The following is a 17,062-nucleotide window of genomic DNA, read 5'->3' on the forward strand; positions in this document are numbered from 1 at the left end:
GGGACGAATCACCCACCTTTCTTAATGATTGCTGAAAAGAATATCAGAACCGACTGCCTGTTCAACGGAGCGTTTCACGCCGGCAACGCCCTCCCCGGTATTGCCGGAAACGCCCGGAATCAGAATCACAGCGGGCAGGACCTGTCCCTGATATTGTTTCATTTTTTCCCCGATTGCCGCAGCGGCTGCTTCCGTCACATAAATCACGGCGTAGTCGCTTCCGGCAAGCCGGTGCAACAGTTTGGCAGACTCCTCCGGTTCCGATACGGGAAAGATATCCAGCCCAAGCACTGCAAAACCGTAAATGCTGTCGTAGTCGCCAAGCACTGCGATCTTATACATACATATCCCTTACCCTTTCCCGGATGGAAGCCTCCGGCATCTCATTGAGCTTGCCGGTAAGAATAATCCGAACTGTTTTAATTTCATTTTCCCGTGCAAGCAGATACGCAAACAGCGGTCCCACGGAAAACGAATTGTATTTTTGCGGTGCGATTGTCCGGATGATCCGGTTGTCGCACCAGCGCTCAAAAGCAGAGGGAGACTGCGCCATTGCCTGGGCGCCCTCTGCGTAATCGGTTCCGGAAAGATAATCCCGGAGCGCTGCGTCGCCGCTCACTGCAGCACGGGCCAGCGAATCCACAGAAAGGGTTTCGCACGGCGCCATCGCGCGTTTCATAAACTCCAGGGATTTTCCCGTCTTTTGCGCGCGGACTGCAATTTTAATATCGGCGATGGCAACGGTGGATTCCGCATACTCGCGAATAATCGCATCATCGGCATCTTTTCCGGCAGCCAGGATGGCTTCGAGCGCTGCGCGGTCCAAAATGACATCGCAAAGCTGTCCGTCCCGGGTATGCAGAAGCGTGGTATAAGCCTCTTCCGCAGCGGCCGCCATGCTCTCCGGCAAATCGCCAAAGGCTTTTTCCCGAATCAGTTCCAGAAGCGCTCCCCGTTTCAGGGAGGCATCCTCATAATAGAGATTCGCCGTCAACGCTTTTTCGGTGGAGCAGGCCTCTTTGATTGCCGCTTTCAGATTATGAAATTCTTTCGAATAGGAAAGAACGTCAAACACGGAAAGATCCGGCGCCAATTCCCGGATGATTTCCCAGGTTTTTTCCCGTTCTGCAGCCAGAAGCGACTCTGCAGTTTCGTCTGCCTCTGCGCTTCCCCATCCTTTTTCTTTCAAGAACCGGATGGCTTCTTCATAGCTCTTGCAGCCCAAAAGCTGCTCAATCACCGCGCCGGAAAACAGCGTCGTCTCTTTTGCCCGGATCCGCGCAACCGCGTAGGTATATTCCATACTATTAGACATGCTATCCCTCTCTTTCGCGGAAACAGGCGTCACTGAAACAACAGTGCATAGATTTTATCCTGGAGGTCGTCCTTTTGTGCGCGGAAAATCGCTTCAAAAGAGCAGTTTTCTTCTACGCCGCCATAAACAAGGACAAACCCGCCGTCAATGGATTTCGGTTCTTTTGAAAGCTGTAAAGAACCGCCTTTTTCTTCGGCAATTGCGTTTGCTTTTTCAACAAATCCAGCCGGAAGCCGCGCAAGATCCTTTTGCGAAAGGCAAAGTTCTCCTGCCATCGGCAGAGAAAACTTCTGCATCATTTTTTCCAGCATGGCAAAATAGGCGTCATCGTCCAGCGAAACAGCTGCCCGATAGGCCTTTGTAAGCGTTTCAGAAAGAATTTCCTGCTTGGCTTTGAGCAGGGCTTTCCGTTTTAAGAGATCCGCAGAAGACGCCGTGCGATCCAGGTAATTCTGAACCTCCAGTTCCGATTTCCGCGCGACATTGTCGCAGAGCGACTGCGTCTGCGCAAGAGAATCCGCCTTGATCTTCTCTGCTTCTTCCCTCGCTTCCTGTAAATTCTGATCCGCCGTCTGTTTGGCATCTTCCAAAATCCGGCCGACCATCTTTTCAAGTCCGGTCATATCTCCGCTCTCCTTCTGTTTGATAGGGGCGTAATACCCAGATTAAAGCTTAATCGCCGTTACAGCAAGGATCGAGATCAGCAATGCCAGAATCGCATAGGTTTCAACCATTGCCGGGAACAGCATTGCTTTACCGAACTGCTCCGGTTTCTTTGCAACGATTCCAATACTTGCAACAGAGGTTTTGCCCTGGTGCATTGCAGAAACCAGACCGACAATGCCGATCGGCAGGCAGGCAGCCAGAATCATCAGACCGTTTGCAAGAGAGATCTCCTTCGGCGCACCGCTGAGCAAACCCGTGTTCGAGAGGGTAATAAATGCAACCAGCAGGCCATAGATGCCCTGCGTACCAGGCAGAAGCTGCAGCAGCAGAACCTTCGCAAACTTACTCGGATCCTCTGTTACCACACCGGCAGCCGCACGACCGGCGATTCCGACACCGTAAGCAGATCCGATACCCGCCAAAATCACTGCCAGCGCAGCACCCAACAATGCAAAAACAGTTCCCATCTCACTCATGATTTGATTTCCTCCTTAATATTTGTATATTTGGTATTGGTACGGAACGGGTTGAAGGCTCTTCCCCCGCCCTCATAAAACTTGCCGAAAAATTCGACAAACTGCAACCGGTTTGTATGGACATAAGCGCCAAGCATATTGATCGCAAGGTTGAGCGTATGTCCAAGAATAAAGATGATGATAAACGCCACGATCCCAAAGAAGTTGTTCCCGATCATGCTGCCCATCTGGTTGATAACAGAAGCGATAACGCCTGTTGCCAGACCGAGCGCCAGAAGACGGGAATAGGACAGCACGTCGCTGAGCCATCCGGTAATGTTGTAAAGATCATAGGCGCCGAGCGCGATTCGTTTGCCCCAATTGCGGTTGGCGCGTCCGGACATCAGACAGATGCCTACTGCACCGCCGATGGCAAGAACCTTGCCGAGCGTGTTGACAAACGCCGGGAATACGATTTCCATCTGTGCGATCGAAGCGAACAGGCTGCTGGGAAGCAGCATGATCAGCAGACCGATCAGGAGACAGAACCAGAGGACCACGTCACAGAAGAAGTCCACAATTTTCCGGTCGCGCAGCAGCATATACCCTTTCATACCCAATCCGGTAAACAGGTGGATCGTTCCGAAGAGCAGCGAATACAGCAGCATCCGCATCGGTTCTTCGAGCGGAATGAACCACACCGGCGGGACAGAAACCGGATGTCCAAAGAACGTCGTGGACACGACATCCACCACATCGCCGAAGTAGCTGGAGAACATCACGCCCCAGAACATCGTCGAAATTCCGCAATACATAAACATCCGAAGGGATTTCTGCATGCTGATTTCCATGTTCTTAAATTTCTTAAGCAGGATAAAGCACGCAAGGAAAATTACAAATCCATACGCCGCATCGGAAAGCATCAGGCCGAAAAAGGCATAATAGAAAATGGACATGACGCTCGTCGGATCCATATCGCCTTTTCCGGGAAGGCCGTAGGATTCCACAACCCCTTCGACCGCAGCCGGCACTTTTGCATTTTGCAGCAAAACCGGCGGCTCCTCTTCCTCGCTGGGTGCATAGCATTCCACAGAAAGGTCAAATTTGCTCTCAAGCTCCGATTTCAGCGCTCCGGCGTTTCTTTCCGGAATATATCCGGTCAAAACAAAGGTCTTTTTTGACTGTAAAAGACCGCCGAGAACCCGGTACTTTTCTGCACGGGTCTGATAATAATCCGAAACGAGACGCAAATCTTCCCGGCTATCTTTGAATCCGGCAATTTCTGTTTCCAGATTCCGGATTTCTTTTTCGGTTTCAGAAAGCTTCGTCCGGAGACGCTCCAGCCGTTCTGCCGGAACCTCCCGAATGTTCTGCGCAGGCCGGGAAAATCCGGATTCACGCAGCGCTTCTTCCATTTTCGCCTGCTCCTGCCGCAGGCAAGTTACAAAGAGGCAAGTCTGGTTGGCATCCTGCGAGAGGATCTCTGCGGTAAAGGCCTCGAGATCCGGCGCGATTGCCGCCAGACGCTGATAAAATGCCTCAAGCGTCATAGATTCTCCAATGGAACCAATAAATGCAGCCGTCTGCTCCGTTCCGGAAAAATTCATCGGAACATCGAGCGAAAGCCACGGGGTCAGCGCTTCAATTTTCGTTTCAGTTTTCAGCAGGGACGCTTTGTCCTCGGCAATTTGTTTTGTCAAGGCAAGAATCTGCTTGGCAACGTCGATCACCGCATCGTGACGCTTGGCAATTTCATCATAACGCTCAAGAGAAATCTGCTCTTTCCCGTTAAGAGAAGCAAGCATCGAGGTTTTTTCCGGCGCATATTCCTGCAAAACTTCCAACGCGTAGTCAGCGGTCAGGGCGTTTTTGGTAAAGATTGTTTGTGAGGCGGACACATCAGCTTTATGAAAAACGTCGTCTTCTGCAAGATCATCGGAGATCTCTACGACGCCGCGCCGCTGCAAAAGCTCCAGAATTGCCTTCCGGTCTTTTTTCAGTGCGCAGATCGCAATGTGCTGCATCTGCAATACCGCCATGGGCGTAACCCTCCTTTTTCTATGGATTCGGCTTCTGACTCAGTTAAATCAGCTCAGACAGAATCAAACGAACGGCTTCCTCTTCCTTTGCTGCAGCATGCTGCCGAAGCGCAGAAATTTCTGCTTTTACAGCAGTTTCCGCAGCGGAAGTCTGCATTTCGCCGTCAGCTTTTGCCTTTTCCATTGCAGCAAGCGCTTCTTTAGAGGCCATTTCAAGCGCCTTTTCGCGCTGCTGGGCGGCTGCCGCACGTGCTTCGGAAATTTGTTTTTTTCCGCTTGCCTGTGCATCTGCTAAAATTTGTGCAGCCCGGCTTTCCGCTTCCTTAACAGTTTTGATCGTCTCCTGAACCACCTTATCACCACCTTTACACAATTATTTCTATCATACAACAAATAAATCGTTTCGTCAATTTTTTATACACGTTTTTCTTGTAAGATTCTTGCTTTTTTTCTTGTGAAAAAAGGAGAAAAACCATACAGAATAAAACTTTTTATTTTGTTTCCGAACATACAAAAAAGCCCTCCGGAAACACCGGAGGGCTTACCATCGCAACGGAACTTTATGCAAACTTATGCAAAAAACATGATCGCGTTAATAACGATTACCAGGACAAAAAATCCAATTGCAATGAATTTTGTCCATCTCGAGAGAAACGCATCAATCGACCGCGCTTTGTTTTTGGAAAGGAACGTATCCGCGCCGCCTGTAATCGCACCAAGATTCTGCTGATGTCCTTCCTGAAGCAGGACAACAAAAACAATCCCGACCGAAAACAGTAAAAGGATTACTCCGAAGATAATTTGTAACGCTGACATCTTTTGCCTCCTAATTCAAGAAAGTGACTTATAGTATAATAGCACAATCCGTTTCGATATGCAAGCGGTTTTCGAAAAAACCTACAATATCTTGTCTTTTTATCGCTGCTGCACAAGAAACCGGCTGAATTTAGGAGAAGATCATCCAGCGGTCACCACCGTTCCGCCCGCCGAGTCTTCTTTATTCTTCTGTTTTGACAACCGGCGCGTCATGCAGCCCGGCTGTCATTGCAACCGGCAACGAAAACACAAAGGCTTTCTCCTGCATCAGGGCCTTCATAATCCCGTTGCGCTTTTCGGTTTCTGTAATAATATAAAGCAGCTCTTTCTCTTCCGCAATAGAAACGCCGAAAAACTTTTGTGCATATTCGGTTGCAATTTCTTTTGCGTGAATCACCGTTCCGCCGGTCGCACCCGCAACGCGCGCAGCATCCATTGCAGTTTGCGCCGTTCCGTTTTTCAAAATTGCAACAATCAGTTCCCGCGATTGCGCTGCTGTTTCCATGTTGTCTTCCCCGCTTTCCGTATCCAAGCATCGATAGGTAAAATTCCGAAGCAGTGAACTGCCGCCGATACTATGCACCGGGATAGCCGCCGCAATTCCATGGTTCGGAAGATTCATTTTGAGATCTTCCGTAAACCGCCGCATCAGCCTCCGCGCGGTTGCAGAGGAGGCGACCGTAAAAAATGCGGTTTTTTCGGTCTCCTCCAGTCCCCATAAATCCAATGTTTTCCGTTTTGCGGTCCCCCTGCACGGGACGCCAAACAGCATGGACATTCCGTTTTCCCTGCATAATTCGATATAATTCTCACTGTCACTGCGTTTTACAATCAACATCAGAAAACAGATTTCTATCATAGACTTGTCTCCTCCGAAAGCTCGATGATCTCTTCCTCTTCGCGTGCTTCCGCTTCCATAACCGGTTCTTCCTTTTTCAGACGGATCCGGTAAATCAGTCCCAGTACCTGAATGGTGATGAGCGGCGTCATCGCAACCATCGCCACGATTCCAAACGCATCCGTCACAATGTTGCCGCCAATCGCTTCGCAGGCACCCATAGAAAACGCGAGCAAAAAAGTTGCCGTCATAGGCCCGGAGGCAACGCCGCCGGAGTCAAATGCAATCGAAGTAAAGATATCCGGCACAAAAAAAGTCAGACAAAGGGCAAGCAGGTATCCCGGAACCAAAAACCAGAAAATCGGAAGACCAGTATACACCCTTACCATAGAAAGTGCAACAGAAATTGCAACGCCGACAGACAAACTGACCTCCATGGCCTTTTTGGGGATCAGTCCGGAGGTTACTTCCTCGACCTGCTTTGTGAGAACATATACCGCAGGCTCCGCTGTGACGATAAAATACCCAAGCGCAGCCCCGATCGGGATCATAATCCAGCTGTACGGAAGTTCCCCGATCAGTTTGCCGATCTGATTGCCGACCGGCATGAATCCGACATTTGCGCCGGTTAAAAAGAGAACCAGACCGACATAGGTATACAGCACGCCGATGAGCATTTTTCCGAGCTGCCGCATACGCAGATGCAGCGCGACAAACTGATAAATCAGGAAAAATATCACAATTGGTGCAAGCGCAATGGCGATTTCCTTCACGTAGCGCGGGAATTCATTGGCAAACAGCGCCCAAAGCTCCTTGGAGTTCTGAATATTGATATCCGCAAACGACGTGTACAGACTCTCTCCGGGCGTAAAGAGAACACCCAAAATCAGCACCGCGAGGATCGGCCCAATCGAACAAAGGGCAACAAGTCCAAAGCTGTCACTCTCTGCATTTTTATCGCTTCGAATCGAGGAAACGCCGATTCCGAGCGCCATAATAAACGGAACGGTCATCGGACCGGTTGTCACACCGCCGGAATCAAAGGAAACAGCAATAAATTCCGGCGAAACAAATGCGGCAATTAAAAAAATCGCAGCATAAAATCCGATCAGCAAAAAGGAAAGCCGAATCCGGAACAGAATTCGAAGCATCGCCAAAACCAGAAACAGCCCGACTCCAACCGCCACGCAGAGAATGAGCGTCATATTGGGAATATTGGGAACTTGCTCTGCGAGAACCTGCAGATCCGGCTCGGAGATCGTAATCATAATTCCAACGAAAAGAGAAACCGCAATGACGACCCAAAGCTTCTTGGTACGCGTCATGTGCGAACCGACAGCCTCCCCCATCGGCGTCATAGCAATTTCCGCACCAAGCGTAAAAAAGCCCATCCCAAGAATCAGTAAAACGGCGCCCATCACAAAAGCCATGAGCGTGCCGTTCGGGATTGGGGTAATCGTGAAGCAAAGCAACAGAACGATTCCTGTTACCGGAATGACAGACAACAGGGATTCTTTAATTTTTTCTTTCAGGATCGTTCTGTTTTTTCTCAATTGCAGCTACCTCGATATCTTTCGTTTTTGCATCATCAAATAAGCCTTTACAAAATATGTATTCGCCAAAAAAGATATTCCGAAAACAGGGAAACACAAGGATCAGGAACTTCACATTATACCATCATTATACCATAAATCTGCCCGCATGAGGTTGCCGAAAAACAAAAAAACTCTGAACGGTTTGTAAACAGGATCCGCAAACCGTTTAGTCTCCCTCAATCATCCGGTACCCTACGCCGACTTCTGTAAAAATATATTCCGGTTCAGCCGGATTTTTTTCGATTTTCCGGCGTATATTCGCCATATTAACGCGCAGGATCTGATTGTCACATTTGGCGCTTGGTCCCCAAATTGCTTTGATGATAAAATCGTACGTCAATACTTTGCCTGCGTATTTTCCCAAAAGGGCGACAATTTTATATTCGTTTTGCGTCAGGCGTGCATTTTCCCCGCGAATCAGAACATGCAGTTTGTCGTAGTCGATTGTCATATCACCAGCCTGAAACTTTCCGGTCTGGATCACATTCGTATTTGCCCCGTTTGTTCCGGAATGCCGCAGCGCAGTCCGGATCCGGGCAAGAAGCTCTGAGGTTCCAAACGGCTTTGAAATATAATCATCCGCCCCAAGATCCAGCGCCTCCACCTTGTCCCGTTCATGCGTCCGGGCGGACACGACAATGATCGGAATTTGTGACCATTCCCGTACCGTTTTGATAATCTTCAGCCCATCCATGTCGGGCAGTCCGAGATCGAGCAAAACAAGATCCGGACAATGCGAAGTAATCATAGAAAAGGCAGATGCGCCGTTGGACGCCTTGATGACGTTATATTGATTGGCCGTGAGAATGGTCGTCATAAAATTGCTGATGTTGTTTTCATCTTCCACAATCAGAACCGTCTGCTTGATTCCCAAACGCTCACTCCTCCTCTTCTAACGGCAGCGTAAACCGAAATAATGCGCCGCCCTCCGATAAATTTTTTGCCTCCATAATGCCGCCGTGCGCCTTCACAATCGACATGCATACAGAAAGTCCTATTCCCATATTCCGTTTATTATCGGTATTTTGCTCATCGTGCTGACGGAAATATCCGTCAAACAGATGTGGAAACGCGGCCTCTGGAATCCCGACGCCGTTATCGCGCACCTCAACGACCGCTTCGGCATTTGTTCGATGAACCGAGAGTTCGATTTTGGTAACGGTCTTGCCGTGCAGCACCGCATTTTCCAAAAGATTGATGATGACCTGCTCCACAAGAATCGCATCCATGGGAATCATCAAAAGCTCATCCGGAACCGAGACGGAAACCGGCTGCTCTGGAAAGCGTTTTTTGAATTTCCGAACCGACTCCGCGACGATTTCTTCGGCGGCCTCCTGCTCTTTTTTGATTTTGGCAGCTTCCCCGCCGATCCGGGTGATCGAAAGGAGATTCTCCACCATTCGAATCAGCCACTCTGCATCTTCTTTGACTTCTGATAAGAGTTCTTTGCGTTCTGCCGGCGTGAGCACCTCGTCATTTTCGATCATCGCCGAAGTTGCCCCGACAATCGAAGTCAGCGGCGTCCGCAGATCATGCGAGACTGCCCGCAGAAGATTCCCACGCATTTTCTCTTTTTCAGTATCCGCTCTAATTTTCTCCTGCTGCTTGATCTGTGTAGTCATCGCGCTGGTAATCACAGCGACCGCCGCCATACTGATAAAGGTAATCGGATAACCGGAGATACTGAAATTAAATGCAAAATATGGATATGTAAAAACATAGTTGATGCCAAATACGCCAACAACTGCTGCCAAAATTCCGTAGAAGTATCCATCGGTCATTCTGGAAATTACGAGCACTGCTAAAAGAAAAATCATAGAAACGTAGACGTCGCTGTCATCGATTAACCGCAGCAAAAAGCATAGAAGAGCCGCCGCCAGGATCGCCACCAGAAAGATAGCCGTATCCCGCCAGGAAAAACAACAAATACGGTTTAATTTTTTCCAGATTTTTCGGATTCGCATGTGTACCGTACCTTTGCTAGGATTTCGAAAAGTTCAGCAATGCCCGCTGACCGTACCACCGCATCATCTAAAACAAAATCGGAACACTCCCGCAAGCACACGCAAAACACCAAAGATGGCCGCTAAACCGGAATTTCCCGTCCAGCCCCGCTTTGGTTACGCGATTGCACAGGATAGGGAGGCATGGGGTTCCGCTGTCCATGTTATTGTCCCCGTCAAAGTGCTGGTGTGCTTTTCAGCAAAGCGTCGTGCATTTTGAGAAAATGTCAGCTTTTTCTCTAGTGCGGTTCGCGCCGCCGGTCTGCAACGCAGAACGGTTTTAAGGTTATTATGCTTTTTAAGCAAAATGTTCTTAAAAATAAGAGAAAGCGTCAGCTTTTTCTCCGGCGCGGTTCGCGCCGCCGGTCTGCAACGCAGAACGGTTTTAAGGTTATTATGCTTTTTAAGCAAAATGTTCTTAAAAATAAGAGAAAGCGTCAGCTTTTTCTCCGGCGCGGTTCGCGCCGCCGGTCTGCAACGCAGAACGGTTTTAAGGTTATTATGCTTTTTAAGCAAAATGTTCTTAAAAATAAGAGAAAGCGTCAGCTTTTTCTCCGGCGCGGTTCGCGCCGCCGGTCTGCAACGCAGAACGGTTTTAAGGTTATTATAGCACAATCCTTTCCTCTTGGACACACGGAACCCCATAAAAAAAGAAATTGTCTTGTTTTGTCTCGCATTTATCGAAAGTGCTGTACGCTCTTTCGGATATGCGTATGTGCAAGTAATCTCTAATCGTTTTCCCGAAATCAGACCCGTTTAAAGGAATGAATCCGGATCCCAGAAGCATCGGTTCCCAGTTCCTCGGCAATTGCTGCAGAAACAGCCGCAATCAATTCTTCGCGATTTTCAATCACTGCAGGTGCAGGAGCAGTCTCTGTCTGTGCCGGTGCAGCGGCCTGTTCTGCACGCTTTCCGCAGCAAAGACGCAGCAGATAGCAAATGAATACCAGGCAAATCAGCCCAATAAACACAACGCCCATTCCCATCAGACAGACAAACCCGTTTGAAATTTCGACGCCCATGACCAAAACCCCTTTTGCAAATTTTAAATGAACCGTTTGAATGGCAAAACGCCAAGATTCGATTTGTTCATTTCATCATTTATCATACCTATGAATCAAAACGCTGGCAACCGAAATTTATGCTCTTTAGCGGCTCCTTATCGCAAATCAATTTTTCTTTACGGAATCTTAACAGCACATCCGCATAATCTGGCTTTTTTCGGGCATTGCAAAGCTGCAGGAACACAAGCGCCATTCAATTAAGCGCCCGTCCCTCTACAAGAGTCCTCAAAAGTCTTCTAAAGAATATGGGATCTTTCACGCCAACATAACCGAAACACTTTGACAGGGCATTTTTGGGTGTTGCAAGGAGATCCGGGCTGCAAGTCTATTTACAATTCCATATCAAAAAAGGCCCGCAGTGCATGGCGCATTGCGGGTCTTTCGGCAAGTATTCTGCTTTATTTTAACTCTGTGCGGCGGATCTTTCCGCTGATCGTTTTAGGCAATTCATCGCGGAATTCAACGATCCTGGGATATTTATACGGCGCAGTATGTTTTTTCACATACATCTGCAGTTCTTTTTTCAGGTCTTCGCTCTTTTCCGTGCCCCTCGTGAGAACGACAACCGCCTTAACAACCTGTCCGCGAACCGGATCCGGCGCCGGAACCACCGCGCATTCCAGAACATAGGGAAGTTCCATGATCACGCTTTCGATCTCAAACGGCCCAATCCGGTAGCCGGAAGACTTGATCAAATCATCTGTCCGGCCAACATACCAATAATAGCCGTCCTCATCACGCCAAGCAGTGTCGCCGGTGTGATACAATCCATCGTGCCACGCTTCCTTTGTTTTTTCAAGGTCACGATAATATTCGCGGAAAAGGCCGCACGGAATGCCTTTATCGGTCCGGATGACAATTTCGCCGGTTTCACCCACTCGGGTGCTGGTGCCATCCGGTAAAACAACGTCCACGTCAAACAGCGGGCTCGGCTTGCCCATCGAGCCAGGCTTTGGCTCCGTTCCATAAGGATTGTAGATCGCCAGCGTGGTCTCCGTCTGTCCGAAGCCTTCCATGAGCTTAAGGCCTGTCGCCTTCTTCCACTGCTCAAACACCTCCGGATTGAGCGCTTCACCGGCAATTGTCGAATGCTCGATGCTGGAAAGGTCATACTTTGTGATATCTTCCTTAATAAAGAACCGATACATCGTCGGCGGCGCGCAGAACGTTGTGATATGATACCGCGCAAACATCGGCAGAATATCATGCGGCTCAAATTTGTCAAAATCATAGGTAAAGACGCCGGCTTCACAGAGCCACTGCCCGTAAAGCTTTCCCCAAAGTGCTTTCCCCCATCCGGTATCGGAAATGGTAAAATGTAAACCGTTCGGGTTGACATGGTGCCAATACTTCGCCGTGATATAATGGCCGAGCGGATATTTATGGGAATGCAGTACAATTTTGGGATACCCGGTCGTGCCGGACGTAAAGAACATCAGCATCGGATCGTCGCCGCAAGCTGCATCTTCCGCGCGCGGAAACACGTCGCTGCAGGCTTCCATCTCGCTGTTAAAATCATGCCAGCCTTCACGTTTGGTGTCGCTGACCAAAATTTTTAATTTCAGGCTGTCGCACTGCGGCGCAGCAAGATCCACCTGCTGTGCAACTTCGCCGTCTCCTGTGCAGACAATCGCCTTTACACCAGCGGCTTTAAACCGATAATCAAAATCGTGTTCCATCAGCAAATTGGTCGCCGGAATGACGATTGCGCCGAGTTTATGCAGCGCAAGAATCGAAAACCAGAACTGATAATGGCGCTTTAAAACCAGCATCACGCGATCGCCGCGCGCAATGCCGAGCGAGCGAAAATAATTCGCTGTTTTGGAAGAATACCGGCTCATGTCCGCAAATGTCAGGCGGCGCTCTTCAAATGTCCGGGAAACGTGCAGCATCGCGGTTTTGTCCGGGCATTTTTTGGCGAGTTCATCAACGATGTCATACGCAAAATTGAACCGGTCAGCATTGTGAAATGTAATCTTTTCCAGAATCTCTTTGTCGTTCAGAAAGGTTTCAATAAAGTTTGCCGCAGGCCCCGTAACGGTCCCGTCTTTGTGAAGAACTGCTGTCATGTTGAAATCCCCCTATTGTATCAAAGTTTTACCGGAATTGAGGCGCAAAAAAGCCGTCTCAAAGAATTCTCCTTGAGACGGGTAAAATCCCGCGGTACCACTCAAATTGCGATAAACGCCACCTCACAGGCTCCGACAAGCCCTTGCTTCTAACGCGGCAACTGACGGAAGATACTTACTGACGGAACCCCGCGTTCGGTTCTTCAGCTCGGAAGGGATAGGCATCTGAAAGCCAACCGTACCGGTTCACAGCATTACCGGCTCTCTGAAACTTCGGACTTTCTGCCGTCTTCGTCATCGCTTTTCTGATATTACTTATTTTTATACACCCCTTTGCATCCTTTGTCAATCCCTGTTGCGCCGAAAAAACACGAATTTTGCAAAATCGGTACTTCCGACAAAAAAACTTCGAATTTCTTTGCGTTTATGCGAATTTGTGTAAACCCTGCAACACAAACGCACGTTTCATTCACGACGCATTGGATTCGCTCAAATACGAATTCACTCAAATTCGAAAAGAATACCGTTGACAGCATGCATTGTCCGCGACCGCATCCATACCGGCATACACAGAAAGCGCCGCCGCGATTTCTCGCTGCGACGCTTTCCATTTCAGAAGCACTCTTCTATTTTAGAGTAGATTAAAGTCCTCTTTTCACATAGGTGGTGTGGAGGATCTCATGCGCCTTATGGCTGCCCGGAGCTTCGAGATACGTATCATAGATCTCTTTGACAACCGGGTTTTCATGACTCTTACGCAGCGACATTGCGGCATCCTCACTGTAAAGCGCCTTTGCACGCTCAGCGCGAAGATCCATAAAGTTGCGGACAGACGCCGGCTGATGCGGCTGGCCGCCGCCGTTGACACAGCCGCCCGGACAGGCCATCACTTCGATGAAGTGATAATCAGCCTCGCCAGCCTTGACTTTGTCAAGCAGCATCGAAGCATTCTTCAGGCCGGAGGTTACCGCAACGCGGACCTTTGTTCCGGCGAGATCATACTCTGCCTCTTTCACGTCGTCAATTCCGCGAACATCCTGGAACTCGACGTTCTCAAGCGGCTTGCCGGTTACGATTTCTGCAACCGTACGGAGAGCAGCCTCCATAACGCCGCCCGTTGCGCCGAAGATATGGCCAGCACCGGAAGCCACACCGAAGACCGGATCGAATTCCTCGTCCGGAAGATCTGTGAACATCAGGCCGGCTTTCTTAATCATCGCAGCAAGTTCGCGAGTCGTCAGGGAAACATCAATGTCCGGATAACCGGAAGCATTCTGATTGTCACGGCTGATCTCAAATTTCTTCGCTGTGCAGGGCATAATGCTGACGACGAAGATATCCTTCGGATCAAGGCCTTCCTTCTCCGCATAATACGTCTTCATCAGCGCGCCGTACATCTGTTGCGGCGATTTGCAGGAAGAGAGATTATCGAGGAATTCCGGATAATAGTGCTCGCAGAATTTGATCCATCCGGGCGAGCAGGAAGTGATGAGCGGAAGCTTGCCGCCGTTCTTCAGACGATCGAGGAACTCAGTGCCTTCTTCCATAATGGTTACGTCAGCAGCCGTGTCGACATCGAACACACGGTCAAAACCGAGACGGCGCAGCGCTGCAACCATCTTGCCTTCAACGTTGGTGCCGATCGGCATGCCGAAGCATTCGCCCAGCTGTGCACGGACAGACGGAGCCGGTCCGACGACCACGTGCTTGGACGGGTCTGCAAGCGCTTCCCAAACCTTTTCGGTATCGTCGCGCTCTGTGAGTGCGCCGGTCGGACAAACCGCGATGCACTGGCCGCAGTTGACACAGGAAGTCTCTGCGAGCGGCAGCTCAAACGCACTTGCAATATGTGTGGCGAAACCACGGTTGTTCGGTCCGATGACCGCAACGCGCTGATTCTGCTTGCACACAGCGACGCAGCGGCGGCAAAGGATGCATTTGGAGTTATCACGCACCAGATGCGGCGCGGAATCTTCAATATCCGGGCTCAAATCTTCCGAACCCATGAAGCGTTTCTGGTCGACGCCGTATTCCTGCGCGAGGTTCTGCAGTTCGCAGGTACCGCCGCTGCGCGAGCAGGAGAGGCAATCCATTCTGTGGTTGGAGAGAATCAGTTCCAACGTCATCTTGCGGTATTCCCGCAGTTTCGGCGTATTGGTAAAGACCTCCATGCCCTCGTTTACCGGGTAAACGCAGGCAGCCGCCAGCGCGCGCGCGCCTTTGACTTCGACAACGCAGATCCGGCAGGCGCCGATTGCGTTAATTTCTTTCATATAGCAGAGAGTCGGAATCCGAATCCCGGCGATACGAGCAGCCTCCAGAATTGTGGAATTCTTCGGCGCTTCGACTTCAATTCCGTTAATTTTCAGCTTTACGGTATCCATCTCACTGGGCCCTCCTTACTTCTTGATGATCGCACCGAAGCGGCATTTTTCAATGCAGGCTCCGCACTTGATGCACTTGGACTGGTCGATTACATGCGCTTCCTTAACCTTGCCGCTGATCGCACCAACCGGGCAGTTTCTTGCGCAGGCCGTGCAGCCTTTGCACTTATCGGCAACTACTTCGAAGGAGAGCAGGTGTTTGCAAACGCCTGCAGGACAGCGTTTGTCTACAACGTGTGCAATATACTCGTCGCGGAAATACCGCAGCGTGGACAGAACCGGGTTCGGAGCTGTCTGGCCGAGGCCGCACAGCGAGTTTGCCTTGATATAGGTTGCGAGCTCCTCGAGTTTATCCAGATCTTCAAGGGTTCCCTGTCCTCTTGTGATCTTTTCGAGGATTTCATACATCCGGCGCGTACCGATCCGGCAAGGCGTACATTTTCCGCAGGACTCATCAACCGTAAAGCCGAGGAAGAACTTCGCGATATCGACCATGCAGTTGTCTTCGTCCATAACGATCAGTCCGCCGGAACCCATCATCGAACCGATGGAGATCAGGTTGTCATAATCGATCGGAATATCAAAGTGTTCTGCCGGGATACATCCGCCGGAAGGTCCGCCGGTCTGGGCAGCCTTAAACTTTTTGCCGTTCGGGATGCCGCCGCCGATTTCTTCAATGACTTCGCGCAGCGTCGTGCCCATCGGGATTTCCACAAGGCCGGTGTTCTTGATCTTTCCGCCGAGCGCAAAGACTTTGGTGCCCTTGGATTTTTCTGTACCCATGGAAGCAAACCACTCTGCGCCGCGCAGGATGATCTGCGGAATATTCGCATAGGTTTCCACGTTGTTGAGAACAGAGGGTTTGCCGAACAGACCCTTTACAGCCGGGAACGGCGGACGGGGACGCGGCTCACCGCGGTGGCCTTCGATGGAGGTCATCAGCGCGGTTTCCTCACCGCAGACGAACGCACCTGCGCCGAGACGGATATCGACGTCGAAGTCAAATCCGGTGCCGAGAATGTTTTTGCCGAGCAGTCCGGTCTCTCTCGCCTGTTCGATGGCGATGCGCAGACGCTGAACCGCGATCGGATACTCCGCACGGACATAGATGTAACCCTGGGAAGCGCCGATTGCATAACCGGCGATTGCCATCGCTTCGATGACAACATGCGGGTCTCCTTCCAGAACGGAACGATCCATGAACGCACCGGGGTCGCCTTCGTCCGCGTTGCAGCAGACGTATTTCTCCGGGCCGGGCTGTGCAGCCGCAAAGGACCATTTCACACCGGTCGGGAAGCCGGCGCCGCCTCTTCCGCGAAGTCCGGAATCTTTGAGCACCTGGATAACATCTTCCGGCTTCATCTCTGTGAGGACCTTGCCGAGAGCCTGATATCCGTCGTATGCGATATATTCATTGATGTTTTCCGGATCGATGACGCCGCAGTTGCGCAGCGCAACACGCTTCTGCTTTTTGTAGAAGTCGGTCTCATCGAGAGATTTGATATCGTTATTTTCATGAACGGAATCTTCATAAAGAAGGCGGGTAACCAGACGGCCCTTGAGCAGGTGCTCGCTGACGATCTCCGCGATATCGTCGGCGGAAACTCTCGAATAGAATGCGCCTTCCGGATATACGATCATAACAGGGCCGTTGGCGCACAGGCCAAAGCAGCCGGTTTTGACAATTTTCACTTCATCAGTCAGGTTATTCGCAGCAAGCTCTTTTTCAAGCGCTTTGATAACCATCTCGCTGCCGGACGACGTACAACCGGTACCGCCGCAGACAAGGACATGGGAACGATACATTGCTTATTTCCT

General features: G+C 50.2%; 16 protein-coding genes. 1 reads left to right on the forward strand and 15 read right to left on the reverse strand.

Annotation, left to right across the window (positions count from 1 at the left end):
- Positions 1 to 21: 21 nt before the first annotated feature.
- From IAG03_RS10670 to IAG03_RS10720, 11 genes are all read right to left on the reverse strand, one after another.
- The gene (locus tag IAG03_RS10670) at positions 22 to 342 is read right to left on the reverse strand and encodes a V-type ATP synthase subunit F (RefSeq protein WP_249320019.1); all 321 of its coding nucleotides are present in this window, start codon (positions 340 to 342) and stop codon (positions 22 to 24) included.
- A complete protein-coding gene (locus IAG03_RS10675) occupies positions 335 to 1,315 on the reverse strand; it encodes a V0D/AC39 family V-type ATPase subunit (RefSeq protein ID WP_249320020.1) in 981 nt (326 codons plus the stop codon). The genes IAG03_RS10670 and IAG03_RS10675 overlap by 8 nt, the downstream gene beginning before the upstream one ends.
- Positions 1,316 to 1,344: 29 nt before the next feature.
- Entirely contained in the window at positions 1,345 to 1,938 is a 594-nt protein-coding gene (locus IAG03_RS10680) for a V-type ATP synthase subunit E (protein ID WP_249320021.1), read from the reverse strand.
- 42 nt (positions 1,939 to 1,980) lie between these two features.
- Positions 1,981 to 2,457 carry a V-type ATP synthase subunit K gene (locus IAG03_RS10685; RefSeq protein ID WP_249320022.1) on the reverse strand — a complete coding sequence of 159 codons (477 nt, stop codon included), beginning with the start codon at positions 2,455 to 2,457 and terminating at the stop codon, positions 1,981 to 1,983.
- Positions 2,454 to 4,475: a V-type ATP synthase subunit I gene (locus tag IAG03_RS10690; protein ID WP_249320023.1), complete on the reverse strand. Its 2,022-nt coding sequence runs from the start codon at positions 4,473 to 4,475 to the stop codon at positions 2,454 to 2,456. Before IAG03_RS10690 ends, IAG03_RS10685 begins: the two co-directional genes overlap by 4 nt.
- 43 nt (positions 4,476 to 4,518) lie before the next feature.
- A complete protein-coding gene (locus tag IAG03_RS10695) occupies positions 4,519 to 4,827 on the reverse strand; it encodes a hypothetical protein (RefSeq protein WP_249320024.1) in 309 nt (102 codons plus the stop codon).
- Positions 4,828 to 5,045: 218 nt separating this feature from the next.
- Complete coding sequence (gene secG, locus IAG03_RS10700) at positions 5,046 to 5,291, reverse strand: preprotein translocase subunit SecG (protein WP_249320025.1); 246 nt, start codon at positions 5,289 to 5,291, stop codon at positions 5,046 to 5,048.
- A 181-nt stretch (positions 5,292 to 5,472) separates the two neighbouring features.
- Positions 5,473 to 6,150 (reverse strand): P-II family nitrogen regulator, encoded by a 678-nt coding sequence (locus IAG03_RS10705; RefSeq protein WP_249320026.1) that lies wholly within the window; start codon positions 6,148 to 6,150, stop codon positions 5,473 to 5,475.
- Positions 6,147 to 7,682: a DUF1538 domain-containing protein gene (locus tag IAG03_RS10710; protein ID WP_249320027.1), complete on the reverse strand. Its 1,536-nt coding sequence runs from the start codon at positions 7,680 to 7,682 to the stop codon at positions 6,147 to 6,149. Before IAG03_RS10710 ends, IAG03_RS10705 begins: the two co-directional genes overlap by 4 nt.
- 208 nt (positions 7,683 to 7,890) lie before the next feature.
- On the reverse strand, positions 7,891 to 8,598 hold the full coding sequence (locus IAG03_RS10715; protein WP_249320028.1) for a response regulator: 708 nt from the start codon (positions 8,596 to 8,598) through the stop codon (positions 7,891 to 7,893).
- A 4-nt stretch (positions 8,599 to 8,602) separates the two neighbouring features.
- Positions 8,603 to 9,688 carry a sensor histidine kinase gene (locus tag IAG03_RS10720; protein ID WP_283243124.1) on the reverse strand — a complete coding sequence of 362 codons (1,086 nt, stop codon included), beginning with the start codon at positions 9,686 to 9,688 and terminating at the stop codon, positions 8,603 to 8,605.
- Positions 9,689 to 10,034: 346 nt separating this feature from the next.
- Here IAG03_RS10720 and IAG03_RS10725 point away from each other — a divergent pair, with 346 nt between their 5' ends.
- Complete coding sequence (locus IAG03_RS10725; RefSeq protein ID WP_249320030.1) at positions 10,035 to 10,337, forward strand: hypothetical protein; 303 nt, start codon at positions 10,035 to 10,037, stop codon at positions 10,335 to 10,337.
- A gap of 136 nt (positions 10,338 to 10,473) precedes the next feature.
- Here the strand turns inward: IAG03_RS10725 and IAG03_RS10730 are convergent, their stop codons facing one another.
- The 4 genes from IAG03_RS10730 to nuoF all read right to left on the reverse strand — a co-directional run bounded on the left by IAG03_RS10730 (position 10,474) and on the right by nuoF (position 17,050).
- Positions 10,474 to 10,749: an OadG family protein gene (locus IAG03_RS10730; RefSeq protein WP_249320031.1), complete on the reverse strand. Its 276-nt coding sequence runs from the start codon at positions 10,747 to 10,749 to the stop codon at positions 10,474 to 10,476.
- 440 nt (positions 10,750 to 11,189) lie between these two features.
- Positions 11,190 to 12,860 carry an AMP-binding protein gene (locus IAG03_RS10735; protein WP_249320032.1) on the reverse strand — a complete coding sequence of 557 codons (1,671 nt, stop codon included), beginning with the start codon at positions 12,858 to 12,860 and terminating at the stop codon, positions 11,190 to 11,192.
- A gap of 641 nt (positions 12,861 to 13,501) precedes the next feature.
- A complete protein-coding gene (locus tag IAG03_RS10740; RefSeq protein WP_249320033.1) occupies positions 13,502 to 15,244 on the reverse strand; it encodes an NADH-dependent [FeFe] hydrogenase, group A6 in 1,743 nt (580 codons plus the stop codon).
- Positions 15,245 to 15,259: 15 nt separating this feature from the next.
- Positions 15,260 to 17,050, reverse strand: coding sequence for an NADH-quinone oxidoreductase subunit NuoF (gene nuoF / locus IAG03_RS10745; protein WP_249320034.1), 1,791 nt, complete (start codon positions 17,048 to 17,050; stop codon positions 15,260 to 15,262).
- Between the last annotated feature and the right edge of the window lie 12 nt (positions 17,051 to 17,062).

Origin of the sequence: Yeguia hominis (assembly GCF_014384705.1) — a bacterium.
Lineage (GTDB): Bacteria > Bacillota > Clostridia > Oscillospirales > Acutalibacteraceae > Yeguia > Yeguia hominis.

Bases quoted from the DNA above. Each gene is read 5' to 3' on its own strand.
- IAG03_RS10670 (WP_249320019.1), bottom strand. From the start codon at position 342: ATGTATAAGATCGCAGTGCTTGGCGACTACGACAGCATTTACGGTTTT.
- IAG03_RS10675 (WP_249320020.1), bottom strand. From the start codon at position 1,315: ATGTCTAATAGTATGGAATATACCTACGCGGTTGCGCGGATCCGGGCA.
- IAG03_RS10680 (WP_249320021.1), bottom strand. From the start codon at position 1,938: ATGACCGGACTTGAAAAGATGGTCGGCCGGATTTTGGAAGATGCCAAA.
- IAG03_RS10685 (WP_249320022.1), bottom strand. From the start codon at position 2,457: ATGAGTGAGATGGGAACTGTTTTTGCATTGTTGGGTGCTGCGCTGGCA.
- IAG03_RS10690 (WP_249320023.1), bottom strand. From the start codon at position 4,475: ATGGCGGTATTGCAGATGCAGCACATTGCGATCTGCGCACTGAAAAAA.
- secG (WP_249320025.1), bottom strand. From the start codon at position 5,291: ATGTCAGCGTTACAAATTATCTTCGGAGTAATCCTTTTACTGTTTTCG.
- IAG03_RS10705 (WP_249320026.1), bottom strand. From the start codon at position 6,150: ATGATAGAAATCTGTTTTCTGATGTTGATTGTAAAACGCAGTGACAGT.
- IAG03_RS10720 (WP_283243124.1), bottom strand. From the start codon at position 9,688: ATGCGAATCCGAAAAATCTGGAAAAAATTAAACCGTATTTGTTGTTTT.
- IAG03_RS10725 (WP_249320030.1), top strand. From the start codon at position 10,035: ATGTTCTTAAAAATAAGAGAAAGCGTCAGCTTTTTCTCCGGCGCGGTT.
- IAG03_RS10730 (WP_249320031.1), bottom strand. From the start codon at position 10,749: ATGGGCGTCGAAATTTCAAACGGGTTTGTCTGTCTGATGGGAATGGGC.
- IAG03_RS10735 (WP_249320032.1), bottom strand. From the start codon at position 12,860: ATGACAGCAGTTCTTCACAAAGACGGGACCGTTACGGGGCCTGCGGCA.
- IAG03_RS10740 (WP_249320033.1), bottom strand. From the start codon at position 15,244: ATGGATACCGTAAAGCTGAAAATTAACGGAATTGAAGTCGAAGCGCCG.
- nuoF (WP_249320034.1), bottom strand. From the start codon at position 17,050: ATGTATCGTTCCCATGTCCTTGTCTGCGGCGGTACCGGTTGTACGTCG.